The organism is Flavobacterium sp. Arc2, assembly GCF_041431385.1.
Lineage (GTDB): Bacteria > Bacteroidota > Bacteroidia > Flavobacteriales > Flavobacteriaceae > Flavobacterium.
Genome location: NZ_JASMRH010000013.1, coordinates 13,516 through 29,742, shown reverse-complemented (window position 1 = coordinate 29,742; position 16,227 = coordinate 13,516). Strand labels below are relative to the sequence as shown.

Below are 16,227 nucleotides of genomic sequence, written 5' to 3'. Positions count from 1 at the left end.
TCCCGCTTTTCATTTCAATCTTTTTTCGGTGAAAAACCTCAAAAAGGATTTCCATTACTATCGGGGCTATAAAAACGTGCTTTTACATCTTTACATTTTGTTTACCTCTTCAAACTCCCAATCACTCCTCTCAAAAACCCATTAAAATCAAACTCTGGATTCTCTTTTAAGCCCATGCGCACGATAACCAAATCCATTGACGGGATAATCGCTACCATCTGTCCTTGAAAACCGCTGCAATAAAACATATCTCTAGGCACATCTGGAAATTTCCCACCAGCATTTAACCAAAAGTGGGCTCCATAATCTCCTTTTGATCCTTTGGTTGGTCCTGCCACATATTCAGCCCAACCAGCATCAAACAACTGCTCACCATTCCAGTTTCCTTTGTGCAAGTACAACAAACCAAATTTTGACCAATCTCTCGTAGTAGCCCAAGAATAGGATGATCCTACAAAATTTCCTGCCATATCCGTTTCAACCACCATCGATTTCATTCCTATTTTATCAATCAACGCCGAATACCAAAAATCTAAATATTCTTGATGGGTCTTAAACTGATTTCTCAAAATATAAGATAGCAAGTTTGTTGTTCCTGAGGAATAATTCCAATGTGTATTGGGTTCAAACACGGATGGTTTTTCGAGTTGTACCCTTCCCATGTTCTCCGCTTGAAATAGCATTTTAGTTGCATCACAAATCGTGCTGTAATTCTCCTCCCATTCCAATCCTGAATTCATATGAAGCAAGTCGTTTGTAGTAATATTTTTGCGTTTGTCTTTCTGCCATTCCACAATCGGAGCTGGTTTGTAGATATCGTATTTTCCCTGTTTTTCAAGTATCCCAAAAATAGTAGCCGTAATACTTTTGGTCATCGACCAACCCAGAATCTTACTGTCTTTATCGAAACCCGTATCGTATTTCTCTGCAATAATTCGGTCTTTGTGTATTACAATAACAGAGCGCGTTCTTTTGTCTTTTTTATCTGTCGAGTCAAAAGCATTGCTTACAGCCGCATTCAGCTTAGCATAATCCACTGAACTGAAAACCGTATCTTTCGCCTCCTGATTTCCGTAGGGAAAAAGCTTGTCAGAAACTAACTTGGTTCTTTTGGGAACCTCGTATGGCGCGCTTATGTCAAAATCAGCATCTATTAATGTTGCACCTAAACCTTCACGGTAAATTGCTTTTCTCTCTTTCAAACCATAAACAGAAGCGGTTGCAAATTGTCCGTTTTCGTCAATTGTATTTGTAGCCAAATCAATCATCTTAATATCGTTGTCTCCTTTTTCAATCATTTCCATAGAACGATGATCTATAAAATGTCCCGAAGCAATACTTTTGGCTGAAAAGCCCGAAATCAAATCTAATTTGGGATAGGTTATAAATCCATAATAAAGAATCCCGATAAAAGAGGCAAAACCAACGAGTTTAAAGAATTTTTTCATTTGATACTATTTTACTGCAATTTAGTAAAATTTTTCATCATTAATTCAATAGTATATTTCTATCAAAGCATAAGAAACAAACATAAAAAACAGTGAATTAGCAGCGAAAACAATTAGGATTTTAGTACTTTTGTATTTAGAACTTTTCTAAATAATTATGCTAGACATTCAAAAAATAAGAGCCGATTTTCCGATACTTTCACAACAAGTAAACGGAAAGCCTTTGGTTTATTTCGACAACGGAGCCACATCTCAGAAACCACAAATAGTGATTGATGCCATTTCAAAATACTATCAGGAAATTAATGCCAATATCCATCGCGGCGTACATACTTTGAGTCAACTAGCCACCGATGCTTACGAAATTTCACGTGGTAAAATTCAAAATCATATTAACGCCAAGTTTTCTCATGAAGTACTATTTACTTCAGGAACTACTTTCGGAATCAATTTAGTAGCTAACGGATTTGCTGCTATTTTAAAACCCGGTGACGAAGTATTAGTTTCAGCATTGGAACACCACAGTAATATCGTGCCTTGGCAAATGTTGTGCGAGAAAACAGGCGCTATCCTAAAAGTCATCCCTATGAATGAAAAAGGGGAATTGATCATGGCCGAGTACGATAAATTACTATCTGAAAAAACTAAAATTGTCACGACAAATCATATATCAAATGCACTAGGGACAATCAACCCTATCAAGTACATGATTGATAAAGCACATGCCGTTGGCGCTGCTATTTTAATTGATGGAGCACAAGCCGTACCCCATTTAAAGCCTGATGTACAAGAATTAGATTGTGATTTCTATGTTTTTTCTGGACATAAAATATGCGGCCCAACGGGAATAGGAATTTTATACGGAAAAGAAGATTGGTTAAATAAACTACCTCCTTATCAAGGTGGTGGCGAAATGATCAAAGAGGTAACTTTCGAAAAAACAACTTATGCTGAACTACCCCATAAATTTGAAGCAGGAACACCAAATATTGCTGGCGGAATAGTTTTAGGAACTGCGATCGATTATATGAATGCTGTTGGTTTTGAAAATATTCAAAAACAAGAGTTAGAATTATTGGAATACGGAACAAAACGTTTATTAGAAATTGAAGGTTTGAAAATTTTTGGTACCTCAAAAGAAAAAACTTCCGTAATTTCGTTTAATATTGAAGGCATTCATCCATACGATATTGGTACCATAATCGACAAATTAGGAATAGCGGTTAGAACTGGGCATCATTGCGCGCAACCGATTATGACTTATTTTAATATTCCGGGGACAATACGAGCTTCATTCTCTTTTTACAATACAAAAGAAGAAATTGACGTTATGGTTGAAGCGGTAAAAAGAGCAACACTAATGTTATCTTAAGTTTATAAACAATGAGAATACTATCTTTACTATTATTGACTATTTTTCTTGGAAAGAGCTGTGAAGTTCAAAACAAGCAAAATCTAGAATCTGCAGTTATTGAGTACACTGCAAATTCAAGAGGATTTTACCAAAAAATAACGGTTCAAAATCAAATGGTCACCATTTCCATAGACAGACGTGGACTCGACAAAGCCGTGGCTACAAAGATTGCAGACAATGATTGGGAAGAGCTAGTAGACTTATTCAGTAAAATAGAACTAGATAGCTTATCAAAACTTAAGGCACCTACCGAAAAACGTTTTTATGACGGTGCGGCAATTGCAAATTTTAAAATCAAATTTCAAGATAAAACCTATGAAACAACTAGTTTTGACCATGGTTTTCCACCAAATGAGATTGAAAAGTTCGTAAATAAAATAAATTCATTTGCAAAACAAAACGATGAAAATTAAAGAGATACAAGACGAAATAGTAGACGAATTCTCCATGTTTGACGACTGGATGGAGCGATATGAATACATAATCGAATTAGGAAAAAAGCTTCCATTAATCAAAGAAGAATTCAAGACAGAAAGTAATTTGATAAAAGGATGCCAGTCGAAAGTGTGGTTGCAGGGAGAGAAAAATGATGACAAGGTAGTCTTCACCGCCGACAGTGATGCGATTTTGACAAAAGGAATTATTGCCATATTGATCCGTACTTTTTCAAATCAAACTGCCACAGACATTCTCGAATCCGATATGGATTTTATCGACGAAATAGGATTGAAAGAACATTTATCACCAACACGTGCTAACGGATTAGTGTCAATGATCAAGAATATAAAAATGTATGCTTTGGCATTCAATTCACAAAAATAAAAACAGAATATAACTAAAATAAAAATGGAACAAGATATAGACACAAACGAATTAGGAGAAGCGATCGTAAAAAAGTTAAAAACAATTTATGACCCGGAGATTCCTGTAGATATTTATGAATTAGGATTGATTTATGACGTAATGGTAAATACTGATTACGAAGTGAAAATCCTGATGACATTAACCTCTCCTAACTGTCCTGTTGCAGAAAGTTTACCAAGAGAAGTGGAAGAAAAAGTAAAATCAATTGAGCATGTAAAGGATGCCGAAGTAGAAATTACTTTTGACCCACCTTGGAGCAAAGACTTAATGAGCGAAGAAGCAAAATTAGAACTAGGAATGCTTTAAAAATGAGTTTAGAATTTAAGGGTTTAAAGTTGTCAATCTAACTTTAAACCCTTAACTTTTTCTTACCTTTAAACTAAGAACATGGAAGAGATAATTAATAAAGTAGCAAATAGTGCGCTGGAAGTATTCGATTTAGAGGATTACTACCCAAAAGGCATTCGATCCCAGGTTGACATTTCACAATGGCTCTTGGAAGGATTTCTATTGAAAGAAAAGGATTTTAGGGAACACCTTAAAAATCATGATTGGACGCAGTATCAGGATCAGTTTGTAGCTGTCAATTGCAGTACGGACGCCATTGTTCCCGCATGGGCTTCCATCTTAGTGACGATTCAACTTGCCCCTTATGCCAAGAAAATAACAAATGGAAACATTGACGATTTAAATGCCGCTTTATATGAAGAGCTACTAGCTAAAATTGACTATTCAGCGTATGCTAATAAATCAATTATTATAAAAGGCTGTTCACAAAAACCAGTGCCTATGCGTGCCTATGTTTTGGCCGCACAGAATTTGCAACCCTTCGCCCGCAGCATCATGTATGGTGAAGCTTGCTCTGCCGTTCCCTTATATAAAGCAAAAAAATAGGATCAATTAAAAACACCGAAACATGAAAAAATCACTACTTTCCATTGTTTTTATTCTAACTGTACTTGTTGGAAGCGCTCAAGAAATTCCAAAAGATACCACTAAGGTTTGGACAAAAAAAGGAAACCTCTCTCTGCTTTTTAACCAGTCAGCCTACAACAAACAATGGCTCGGTGGTGGAACTTCAAACATAGCAGGGAATTTTGGCATAAACTACGACTTCAACTATAAAAAAGGAGACGTTGTTTGGGATAATAAATTCATCCTTGCTTATGGTTTAACTAAAATTAAGGGCGATGACAAAACTGCTAAAACAGATGACCGTTTAGAGCTGAATTCCATTTGGGGTAAAAAAGCAAAAGGCGACTGGTACTATTCTATGTTTTTCAATTTTAAAACGCAGATGGACGCTGGTTATGATAAAAACGATGTGAATATCTCCCATTTTTTCTCTCCGGCTTATTTCCAATTAGGACCTGGTATGCTTTGGAAAAAAAGCAATAACCTGAGTGTGAATTTTTCTCCGGCGACCTCAAAACTGATCTTGGTACACAATCACTATACAGAATTTGGCCCGTCATTTGGTGTTTTACAAGGAGACAACTCTCGATTTGAATTTGGAGCTAGCATTGCAGCTTACTACAAGTTCGTTATAATGGCGAACGTTTCTATAGAGAATCGTCTGAATTTATATTCTAATTATTTGGACAATCCACAAAATGTAGATATCGATTACCAAATGAATGTGGTAATGAAAATCAACAAATACCTATCAGCAAATGTCGCTTTGCAAACTATATACGATGACAATTCCGTGCAAGCGGTACAAGTAAAAGAAGTCTTTGGAATAGGGGTTAATTACGGTTTCTAGAAACCACCAATAAAAAACGTAATCAAAAGCCCTTTTGAAAATTTCAAAAGGGCTTTTGATTTGCAGATTCACTGTTGCGGAGGAAGTAGCAAATTCTTGTTTTTGTTAGCTAGGATGCCGAACTAATCTTATTAAACTAAATAGGTCCTTCTCGCAAACGAGAACCAGAGAGAATGATTAACTTCCATATCAGGATTTTAATACTCTAATTCTGTTTTATGTTTCTCGATAAAATCGATCCATTTTGTAGGCTGTTTACCTGTGATTTCATGAAAATTTTCAAATGTACTATCAGCACCAGGAATAGTCCCTGCAGCATACCGTTTCCAATGGTCATATACACATCCCATGTACGCCATTTCTGCACCTGAATCAATCATTGACTGAAGAAACACATCGGGGGAAAGCGGGTTATAACGAAAAGGCTTGCCAATAATGGAAGTCATCAGAGCAGCTATCTCACTAAAATTTTTAGCATCATAGCCAAGCCTATACGTTTTGCCAGCATGCAATTCCGGAAACGCTAAAGTGAGAGCAGCCACTTCCGCTACATTCTCCACATCAACCCAACTCAGTCTGGCATCCGAAACATAATGATGAAGTACACCATCTGCTATTACTTTTTTGCCACCATAACTCAGTAGATTCTGCATAAAATCTTGAGGTCGCAAATGAGTAAAAGAAAAACCGGACCATTCTATATAACGTTCCACAAACTGGTGCCACGCCCAATGCCCAATAGTGGTGTCGTCTGGACCACAAGCACCAAGATGTACTATGTGTTTGACTCCTGCTTTTTTGGCATTATCCAATAGTGCTTTACTTTGGCGGAGCATGTCTACGGTATATCCAGTAATAATAAAGACCCGATCAATGTTTCTAAAAGCGGGGATATGCGTACTTTCATCATCAAAATCTAGAATAACTGTCTCGATTCCTTTATTGGTAAAGGGAACTGCTTTTTTAGCTGTTCTTACAGCGGCTACAATTTCTATGGAAGTATTTGATAAAAGAAAGTCGATTGTTTTGCCACCAACCTGACCGGTAGCTCCTGTAATAAGTATTCTTGGCTTTACTATGTTTGACATATAATTGGCTGGTTTCTGTACTTTATAAACTAAAATTAATTACACACAAAGTTACCGACTATAAGATTTCAAACACTTGATTTAAGATAAGAAATAACAAAGTCTAAGTCTATAACCATTATTTCTAATGCGTAATATTCTTCTTAATGGGCTGAAGTTCCCCATGAAAACCAACAAATATATTTGACAAACGTGGCTTTGAGAATAATATACCATGACAACTCAATACAATCCTTTCAGATAGGTGAGTTTTTTAGAATTCGAGTAAATTATGATTTCTAGAAAACAACAATATCAAGCGTATTCAAAAGGGCTTTTGAAATTCATCAAGAGGGCTTTTTATTATCCGCGTTGCAAACGCTACGTTTTATCATTAAATTTAAGTAGATACTCGTCGCAAACGAGCACCAGATGGGATACTAGCGATAGCGAACTGCCGAAGCAATCTCATAAAGATTCTATTTTTAATAATCCAGCATTGCGAACCCTAGTTTTTATTTACAATATATTTAGTTTTATTAAGACTGCCTTCACTTTTAAATAAATTTAGTTGCATCCCTTTTTTTAAGTCTCTACTTGCTGTTGCCGATGACAAATCTTTAAAAATATTCATATAATCCTTTCTTGTGAATTCGTTTAAACCAAGATTTAAAAAATAGTCTAATCTATCAATATCTTTTAAAACTCTGTTATTATAAGAGAGTAAAGAACTCAGCGATTCATTAATCACCCCAAGCATGTACTCAATAAAAAAAGTTGATTTTCCTGATTTGTCACTCATAGCCAATGACTTGTAATATTCACTCTGAGTTTTACTAATTAGTGTTTCAAAAGGTAAAAACTCGAATACTGGGTATTCTGACATTAAAATTAAAGTTTGCCATAATCTACCCATCCTACCATTTACATCTAGAAATGGATGAATAAACTCCATTTCATAATGAAAGACACAGCTTTTTATAAGAACCAATTCATCTGAATTCTTAAGATATTCAAATAAGTCATTCATTAAATAAGGAACATTTTCATAAGGCGGAGCAACATGCTCGACTTTAGTTCCTTTAACTATTCCTACTCCTTTTCTTCTATATTTCCCTGCGTTTTCTATTAAACCTGACATCAATTCCGAATGTGCTTTCAAAAAACTCTTATCAGATGAAAAGCTAAATTCTTCTAGTCTTTCATACACTTTAATTGCATTCAAAACCTCCAAAACATCTTTTTCAGGACCGATAACTCTTTTGTTTTCAATTAATGCAGTAATCTGTTCTTCTGTTAACGTATTACCCTCAATTTGCAAAGAAGAATGAATTGTTTTTATTCTATTTTGCTTTCTAAGTTGTGGAGATTGTCTGTTTAAAAAATTTGCATTAACTTCCTCTAATTTCTCAGAAATAGCACTTATCAGTTTTAAAATATTTGGTGTAATCTCATACGGTGGTTTCATTGATAGCATCATTTGATACTATCAAAAGTAGTTTTGTTTGTCCATTCACACAAATTTAACTGTTACTAAATTTAACAACGACCTCAAATACCTCAACTTAGCCCAAAAACCTTTTAAGACCTTTACTGCTTTACCTATGTGTGGCAAAAAATAATATTGATTAATGATTGCTGATAGAGGAAACTAGCATACAAATTAAACTGAGGACACTTGAGGGATAGAAGCAATCCGCTGCGACGAAGTGGCTTTTGGAGTTGGTGTGAATTACGGTTTCTAGAAACCAACAAAAATAAGCATACTGTAAAGCCCTTTTGAAATTCATCAAAAGGGCTTTTTATTATCCGCGTTGCAAACGCTACGACTTATCTTTCAATTTAAGTAGGTACTCGTCGCAGAGGAGCACCAGGGGGGTTACGATAAAGGTATAGTATTTTTTCATTGGATTATTTTTATTATTGATGGCATTCATGAATACTCTACCTTCACGTAAATTACCTAGTCTTTTGTTGGGCAAACAATTGGCTTATTTCCTCAGCAGTCATTTGATCATAAGCTTCACTTACATAAAAATCACTAGAACTTGAGTGTTCACTCTCTCCAATTGCATTCGTTGCTGTTACTGTGCATTCATATCTGTAACCAACAGAAAGACGATATATCGCAATTCCAGCATCTTCTAACCGTGTTGAAATCACAGATTGCTGCCTTCGGCTATCATCATAGTAAACTGTATAATAGACTATTGGTGAACCACCATCAAATGTCGGGACAGAATATCTTACAAATGCACTTGTTCCAATTAGGTCGATAACTCCTATTATTGGTGCTTCAGGAACTGTCAGAGGTGGTGAAGGCGTTACTGAATTGGTAAATGCACTTGACGAACTATCACCAGCGGTATTGGTAGCTGTCACCGTGAATGTATATGTGGTCCCATTGGTAAGCCCCATAACGTTTATTGTACCACTTCCTGCCTGTGTCAAGGTACCACTAATATTACCTGGTGATGAAGTTGCCGTATATTCAGTTATTATTGAACCACCATTCCTTGCTGGAGCAGTATATGTTACACTTGCCTGACCATTTCCTCCAATAGCTGTTCCTATAATTGGTGCATCAGGAACTGTCGGAGGTGTTCCACCAACCCACGTTGGAACTCCGCTTATCATTTGCAGTGCAGCCCCTTCATTTACAGTAGTTGCTACTATTACCCATGCTGTACCGTTCCAGTATTGCATATCGCCTGCTGTTGTGCCTGAGGTCTGGCCTGTTGCGGGAGTAGTCCATTCAGGAGCAGTTGTGCCAGCATTCATAGTTAGCACCTGATTAGCTGTTCCTTTTGGTAAGACTGTGCCAGCTCCATTTGTTCCACCATAAACAATATCCCCTGTTGCATTCATTGGGCTTAAGGCATCAAAAGCTGTTGCTTTTGTAGTTGCTCCTGTACCTCCGTTTGCAATGGCAACTGTACCACTTACATTGTCAGCAGTACCTGTTGTATTTTGGTTGAGTGTTGGAAAATCAATTGCGATTGCAATAGAAGGAACTCCTGTTGTTGTCGTGTTTTTTAAAATTCCCGTTGTTAAACTAGCTAAAGAAGTGCCATTTATTGCAACCACTGTAAGAGCTGTAGCTCCTGTAGCATCACCTGTATGTGTTGCATTAGTTACTAAACTGCTATATTTAGTATTTACTGCATCGTCGCCTGTGTTAACACCTACTATTGCGGCGATTTTTGTTTTTTCAACTGTCGTGTAATCGTTGGTAGTTAATCCTTTACCTACTTCTTTATCGACTTTTGTTGCAATTGCATATGCATTAGCCTTTTCTGCAGTTATTGCACGAGAGGTTTCTGCCGCAATTGCTGTTGAACTGGTCGCAATACCTGAAATGTCCTGGTCGCCTGTGTTTATTCCGCTTGTATTGCTAATGGTTGTTGCCTGAGATGGTGTAATCCCAGCTTTTGCTGTATTTAATGCAATGGCAGTATTCTGAGTGCTTTGTTCCGTCTTTAATGTTGTAATACCAGCTGCATTTATGGCAATCCCTGAAATATCTTGGTCGCCCGGATAGGATATTTTTGTATTATTTGTAGCGATATCAATTGCTTGAGCTGGTGTAATTCCAGTTTTAGCAGTATTCAATGCAATAGCAGTATTCTGAGTGCTTTGCTCCGTTTTTAATGTTGTAATACCAGCTGCATTTATGGCAATCCCTGAAATATCCTGATCGCCTGTGTTTATTCCGTTTGTATTGCTAATGGTTGTTGACTGAGATGGTGTCATCCCAGCTTTTGCTGTATTTAATGCAATGGCAGTATTCTGAGTGCTTTGTTCCGTCTTTAATGTTGTAATACCAGCTGCATTTATGGCAATCCCTGAAATATCTTGGTCGCCCGGATAGGATACTTTTGCATTATTTGTAGCGATATCAATTGCTTGCGCTGGTGTAATTCCAGCTTTAGCAGTATTCAATGCAATAGCAGTATTCTGAGTGCTTTGCTCCGTTTTTAATGTTGTAATACCAGCTGCATTTATGGCAATCCCTGAAATATCCTGATCGCCTGTGTTTATTCCGCTTGTATTGCTAATGGTTGTTGCCTGAGATTGTGTAATTCCAGCTTTTGCTGTATTTAATGCAATGGCAGTATTCTGAGTGCTTTGTTCCGTTTTCAATGTTGTAATACCAGTAGCATTAATTTGTTCAGCTTGTAATGCTCTTGCCTTTTCTGCAGCAATAGCTACCGAATTTTTTGTCATTTCAATAGTCACTTCTACCGTTGGTGGCTGTGGCATATAGGTCAAGTTTTGCTCACTTAAAGGGCTGAAATTACTGCCCCCTGTAAAATCAATCCCCACTTTTAATTTCTTTGTACTACCGTTCCAAACAATAGCCGCAAAATCAGTATTACTTGTTTGTGTTCCGGTTCCTATCAAAAGGTTGATCATACCATACCTGTCCGTTTTTGTAGTATGCTTTTCTTTGTATTCTTCAGTGCCTGAAGCATTTACAACAGTAAATTCTATCGAAACAGAGGTGTTGGCCAATATATTATTTTGTGCATTTACTCCTGGTATTTCCTGCGCTTTTGGATTTAATATAACCGCCTGGTAACTGATTCCTTTGGTTTGTGAAAAACCTTGGAATGCCGTCATTAATAAGAGCAATAAGAGTAGTAGTCTTTTCATAATCGTTTTTTTTTATTCTAATTTGTATCGTATTCTTATTTTGCAGTTTACTGTTTCTTGGAAATGTCAATTAGCAGTCCAAAGCCTATATTGTTACTCTCAATTCTTAATTCTGCATTCCCTGAAGCCATATCTGAGCTTTTTCCATACAAGTATTGCACATAAAAAGAAAGGTTTTCTGAAATGGGATGTGAGAAACCTGCCCCTATTTGCATGGTTATTAAAGTGGAATTAAAGTCATCATTGTTTTTTAAGTCAATCACACTATTGTTAAGTGTTTGGCTGCCCTGAACAAAAAATGCGGCTGACATCCCTGCTTTTACAAAAACACTTGCTTTTTTAATGTTAAACAACTTATAATCCAGCCCTGCATTTAATCCTGCATAGTTTACATCCCATTCCATAAAGTTCCCTACAACATCATCGCTCCCTATCGCGCCATAACCCGCATAATTTGCGCCCAATGATAGCTTCAGGTTTTTTGTGAACAATTGCTCTGTGTACCCTATGGACATAAAACTGTGTGTGGTAGCTTGTAGATTGTCAAGGCTATTGCCTTGTGCGTTTTTGTAATCGAATGACGTTAATGATTTTCCGCCTTCTACATACAGCTGTTGTGCCACGGCAAAGTTTGTTGCTGCGATTAGCAGCAGTACTAAAGTAATTTTTTTCATGTTGTTTTGATGCGTTTTTTTAGTTGTTGTTTTTTGAGTAAAAAGAATCAATGGATAAATAAATCCTGGATTGCGGCTTACTTTTTAAGTATGTTTTTTATGAATTGTTTGTTGTTGGCAGTGACCTTTAAAATATAACCCGTAACAGGAAGGTCGCTAAACTGAACCTTTAGCTCTTGATTGGCCGCATAGCTTTTTGAAAATACCTGTCGTCCCAACAGATCAAAAACAGCCACTTCTACTTTGCCGTTAATTTGTTCTGTAAAGGATATGGTGACACCTTCTACAAATGGATTTGGATAAACAATGGCTTCCAAGTTTAATGGAATGCCTAAATCTATAATTTTTGCCAATACATCGGGCTGTATAAAACCCTGGCGCACGGTGTACTCATTGCTATAAAATGTCCCTATTACACTCGCTTGTCCTATACTTTGCTGTACAACATATTGCTTGTTGTTTGCCGTTACATTTTCTGAAGATCCCGAAGTTCCCGTCGTGGCTCTTACCAAATAATCATTGGAGCTGTTTTGGGCTTGCGAAAGTTGACTGACCAATACTAAAAATAAGGCACTTATAAAAAGTAGTTTTTGCTTCATATGGAATCGATTTATTTATGAGCTAAGATAAAATCAACCCAAATGACTGGCGGAGAAAGTAAAAAAACTTTGTTAATTAAAATTATTTTAGCAAGTTAACGTTTTATTAACAATAACAAGCAGGTATTTATACCTGCTTTTACTAAATCTGCAATAAATAGCTGTTTGTAAGCCCTAAAAATACTTTTTTAGCATTTATTATTGGGTTTAAGTATGAAATAAGCTATGATGCAGCGCTGCGGATATCCTGACGCAGCTGCAACGCAGTGGAGGCTGGGGCATGCCCCAAAAAAAATCCCTAATGAAATATCAAAAGGGATTGGGGTACTATATATTTTAAGAGAGTTAGGAACTACTCTATTGTTTCCTCTTCTTGATCTTCTTTGTCTTCTTTCTCGATGGCATCTTTATAATCAGGATATAAAAACTTATTGTAAGGAAAACGCGTAATGTGAATTTGTCTTACTGTTTCATAAAGACGTTCTCTTAATTCCTCGAAATTTTCTTTGTTTGTTGCCGAAATGAACAACGCATTCTCCTCTCCTACGCGACTCATCCAAGTAGATTTCCACTCTTCTAGAGTATTGTGTCTTGGTGTTTTCTCCGTCATTAAGTCATCGTCATCAATCGTCAAATGCTTGTAGGCATCAATCTTATTGAAAACCATAATTACCGGTTTGTCGTTTGCTTTGATATCCATCAACGTTTGATTCACCGATGCAATATGATCTTCAAATTCAGGATGTGAAATATCAACGACATGCAACAATAGATCCGCTTCACGAACCTCATCCAGCGTACTCTTGAAAGAATCTACTAGTTGTGTAGGTAATTTTCGAATGAAACCTACCGTATCAGAAAGCAGGAAAGGCAAGTTCTTAATAACTACTTTTCGAACTGTGGTGTCCAAAGTGGCAAAAAGCTTGTTTTCGACAAAAACATCACTTTTCCCAATGGCATTCATCAAAGTTGATTTCCCAACATTAGTATAACCAACCAAAGCAACACGAACCATAGCTCCGCGATTACCGCGTTGTGTGCCCATTTGTTTGTCAATCGCTTTGATTTTATCTTTCAATAAGGCAATTCTATCACGGACAATACGTCTGTCTGTTTCAATTTCAGTCTCACCAGGCCCACGCATTCCAATTCCTCCTTTTTGACGCTCTAAGTGAGTCCACATTCCAGAAAGCCTAGGTAGAAGGTATTGGCATTGCGCCAATTCTACTTGGGTTCTGGCATAAGAAGTCTCTGCTCTTTGCGCAAATATATCCAGGATAAGGTGTGTCCTGTCGAGAATTTTGCATTCCTCTATTACTTTTGAAATATTTTTTTGTTGCGAAGGAGTCAATTCATCATCAAATATCAATGTTGAAATTTCATTCTCTTTTACATACTGATGAATCTCTTCTATTTTTCCAGTTCCTACAAATGTTTTAGGATTTGGTCGTTCCATTTTTTGTGAAAAACGTTTGACCACTTGTCCACCTGCCGTAAAGGTTAGAAACTCTAATTCGTCAAGATATTCATTAAGCTTCTCTTCACTTTGATTTTGAGTTACAATCCCAACAATGGCTGTTTTTTCGAAATTTATTACTTCTTTTTCTAACATATCTTTGTATAAGCTACAAATTTAATGATTTGCGCGATACTTATGGAATATATGTCTTTATAAAAAGCGAAAGCCGTGAAAATTGATAGTATTTATAGGTTTAAAACTAATAATTGCATTTTACAATGTTTGCTAATCGTTTAAAAACTCGTGTTCCCTTTGATTATAACTAAGAACACCACTATTTATTTAGCCCTAGGAATCGTGAATTCCTTTGTATTTTTAGTTAATTTTACCCAATCTAAATTCCCTTTTAATGAATCGATTTTTGCCATTTTTCTTTGTTCTCTTTTTGCCGGCTTTGCTTTTGGCTCAAGAGAATTCAGCGTCTTTGCTGCGGGAATTGGATCAGACAATCGAGAATCATCAGTTCTATTCAAATCAAAAAGAGCATACCATTGACTCCCTTAAGCAACTTTTAAAACCTTCTTTGAGCGAACTTCAAAAACAGGAGGTTTATGACCAACTATACGAAGAATACAGAGTATATAAATCGGATTCCGCTTTGGTTTTTGCTCGAAAAAGTATGCAAATCGCAATTCGCCTAGACGATTCCAAAAGAAGTGATCAAGCCGCACTAAATCTCGCATCCATAATGGGTACTTTAGGAATGTACAAAGAGGCAACCGATATTCTTGCAAAAAATCCAGGTAATCGTTCTCCAGAATTAAAGGGTTCTTATTACGTTGTTAATAGGGTTCTCTATGGCTACATGTACGATTATGCTACTTCCACTTATGAAAAAGAAAAATATGCTGCCTTAACACAAAAATACCGTGATTCTTCTCTGCAGTATTTTCCCAAACAAGCGCGACAACACCTTATTATTCAAGCAGAGCTTTTAATAAAAAAAGGCAAAGAGGACCAATCGTTGCAACAACTCCTTAGTGTTTTTCCAAGTATTTCTCTTTCTGATCCTGATCGGGCGGTCTTTGCTTACATTATTTCTTATGCCTATCATCAAAAAAAAGATAGAGAAGCGGAGAAAAAATGGTTGGCCATTTCTGCAATTTCTGATTTAAAGTTGGCCAAAAAAGAAAATATTTCACTTCGCAATCTGGCCTTTTTATTATACGAAGAAGGCGACATAGACAGAGCCTACAAATACATACAACGTTCACTAGAAGACGCGCTCTTTTGCAATGCTCGTTTGAGAACCTACGAGATTTCTAAAATGATGCCCATCATCAGTGAAGCTTATGAACACCAGAATCAAAAGAACCAAAAACAACTCGTTTTATTTCTAGTTAGTATGAGTTTACTAACTGTAATCTTGTTAGTTGTACTGATTCTACTTTTCAAGCAAATGAAAAAATTAAAGACTGCACAAAAAGAGCTGAACGAAGCAAATTCTCAATTGCTAGAACTAAATGTTGCCTTACAAGCCATTAATTTAAAACTAAAAGAGACAAACAGTACATTAACAGAAGCTAACCTTGTAAAAGAGATTTACATTGGTAAATACATGGATCAATGTTCAGATTATATTGGGAAATTAGAAGGTTATCGTCGAAAACTGAATGTGATGGCAACCGCAGGTAAAATGAACAACCTCATCAGCGCAATCAAATCAAAACAGTTTATAGAATCTGAATTAAAAGAGTTTTACACGAATTTTGACAAAACCTTCTTATTACTCTTTCCTGACTTCATCAACGAATTTGAAGCTTTACTTGTTGACACAGATCTAACCCAACTGAAAGACGGAGAGCTTTTGAATACCGAACTAAGAATAATAGCACTGATCCGTTTAGGTATTAAGGATAGCGCTAAAATTGCTGTTTTCCTTCGCTATTCTGTTTCCACAATTTATAATTATCGTTCCCAAATCAAAAACAAAGCAGCAGGTCTGCGTGAGGAATTCGAGGCTAATGTCATGCGAATAGGAACGGGAATTAAATAAAGAAATCGACACGCTACAAGTACGTTTGGTTGTCAAACCAGTCTTACTGTTCCCTTTTTTGATTAAAAACCCACTACTTTTTTTTATTACCAAATATATACAAAAACTTGATTATTAGCAACTTGTAGCTCTTAAAACATTCCCTAATCTACTTTTTAAAAATCACAAAAACATTCGAGGCATAAAGGGCATATATTTACGATATCGAACTTACATAAGAACAGC

The 16,227-nt window shown here is 36.4% G+C and carries 14 protein-coding genes; 7 read left to right on the top strand and 7 right to left on the bottom strand.

The window, feature by feature from the left end:
• Positions 1-101 precede the first annotated feature (101 nt).
• Complete coding sequence (locus QO182_RS10515) at positions 102-1,448, bottom strand: serine hydrolase domain-containing protein (RefSeq protein ID WP_371561533.1); 1,347 nt, start codon at positions 1,446-1,448, stop codon at positions 102-104.
• 157 nt (positions 1,449-1,605) lie between these two features.
• Here QO182_RS10515 and QO182_RS10510 point away from each other — a divergent pair, with 157 nt between their 5' ends.
• From QO182_RS10510 to QO182_RS10485, 6 genes are all read left to right on the top strand, one after another.
• The gene (locus tag QO182_RS10510; RefSeq protein WP_371561531.1) at positions 1,606-2,820 is read left to right on the top strand and encodes an aminotransferase class V-fold PLP-dependent enzyme; all 1,215 of its coding nucleotides are present in this window, start codon (positions 1,606-1,608) and stop codon (positions 2,818-2,820) included.
• A gap of 11 nt (positions 2,821-2,831) precedes the next feature.
• On the top strand, positions 2,832-3,275 hold the full coding sequence (locus QO182_RS10505) for a hypothetical protein (protein ID WP_371537741.1): 444 nt from the start codon (positions 2,832-2,834) through the stop codon (positions 3,273-3,275).
• On the top strand, positions 3,265-3,684 hold the full coding sequence (locus QO182_RS10500) for a SufE family protein (protein ID WP_371537744.1): 420 nt from the start codon (positions 3,265-3,267) through the stop codon (positions 3,682-3,684). Before QO182_RS10505 ends, QO182_RS10500 begins: the two co-directional genes overlap by 11 nt.
• Positions 3,685-3,708: 24 nt before the next feature.
• Complete coding sequence (locus QO182_RS10495) at positions 3,709-4,032, top strand: SUF system Fe-S cluster assembly protein (protein ID WP_339919201.1); 324 nt, start codon at positions 3,709-3,711, stop codon at positions 4,030-4,032.
• Positions 4,033-4,113: 81 nt separating this feature from the next.
• Complete coding sequence (locus QO182_RS10490) at positions 4,114-4,620, top strand: DUF2480 family protein (protein WP_371537747.1); 507 nt, start codon at positions 4,114-4,116, stop codon at positions 4,618-4,620.
• Positions 4,621-4,642: 22 nt separating this feature from the next.
• A complete protein-coding gene (locus QO182_RS10485; RefSeq protein WP_371561528.1) occupies positions 4,643-5,491 on the top strand; it encodes a DUF3078 domain-containing protein in 849 nt (282 codons plus the stop codon).
• A gap of 197 nt (positions 5,492-5,688) precedes the next feature.
• On the opposite strand, the gene QO182_RS10480 is transcribed toward QO182_RS10485, so the two are convergent.
• The 6 genes from QO182_RS10480 to hflX all read right to left on the bottom strand — a co-directional run bounded on the left by QO182_RS10480 (position 5,689) and on the right by hflX (position 14,099).
• Positions 5,689-6,579: an SDR family oxidoreductase gene (locus QO182_RS10480; RefSeq protein WP_371561526.1), complete on the bottom strand. Its 891-nt coding sequence runs from the start codon at positions 6,577-6,579 to the stop codon at positions 5,689-5,691.
• A gap of 487 nt (positions 6,580-7,066) precedes the next feature.
• Entirely contained in the window at positions 7,067-8,026 is a 960-nt protein-coding gene (locus QO182_RS10475) for a Fic family protein (RefSeq protein WP_371561524.1), read from the bottom strand.
• Positions 8,027-8,517: 491 nt separating this feature from the next.
• Positions 8,518-11,214 carry a fibronectin type III domain-containing protein gene (locus QO182_RS10470; protein WP_371561522.1) on the bottom strand — a complete coding sequence of 899 codons (2,697 nt, stop codon included), beginning with the start codon at positions 11,212-11,214 and terminating at the stop codon, positions 8,518-8,520.
• Between the two features lie 47 nt (positions 11,215-11,261).
• Positions 11,262-11,888 carry an outer membrane protein gene (locus tag QO182_RS10465; RefSeq protein WP_371537759.1) on the bottom strand — a complete coding sequence of 209 codons (627 nt, stop codon included), beginning with the start codon at positions 11,886-11,888 and terminating at the stop codon, positions 11,262-11,264.
• Between the two features lie 77 nt (positions 11,889-11,965).
• The gene (locus QO182_RS10460) at positions 11,966-12,487 is read right to left on the bottom strand and encodes a T9SS type A sorting domain-containing protein (RefSeq protein ID WP_371537762.1); all 522 of its coding nucleotides are present in this window, start codon (positions 12,485-12,487) and stop codon (positions 11,966-11,968) included.
• Positions 12,488-12,839: 352 nt separating this feature from the next.
• Positions 12,840-14,099 (bottom strand): GTPase HflX, encoded by a 1,260-nt coding sequence (hflX, locus tag QO182_RS10455; RefSeq protein ID WP_371561520.1) that lies wholly within the window; start codon positions 14,097-14,099, stop codon positions 12,840-12,842.
• Positions 14,100-14,355: 256 nt separating this feature from the next.
• Here hflX and QO182_RS10450 point away from each other — a divergent pair, with 256 nt between their 5' ends.
• The gene (locus tag QO182_RS10450) at positions 14,356-16,002 is read left to right on the top strand and encodes a DUF6377 domain-containing protein (protein WP_371561517.1); all 1,647 of its coding nucleotides are present in this window, start codon (positions 14,356-14,358) and stop codon (positions 16,000-16,002) included.
• Positions 16,003-16,227 lie beyond the last annotated feature (225 nt).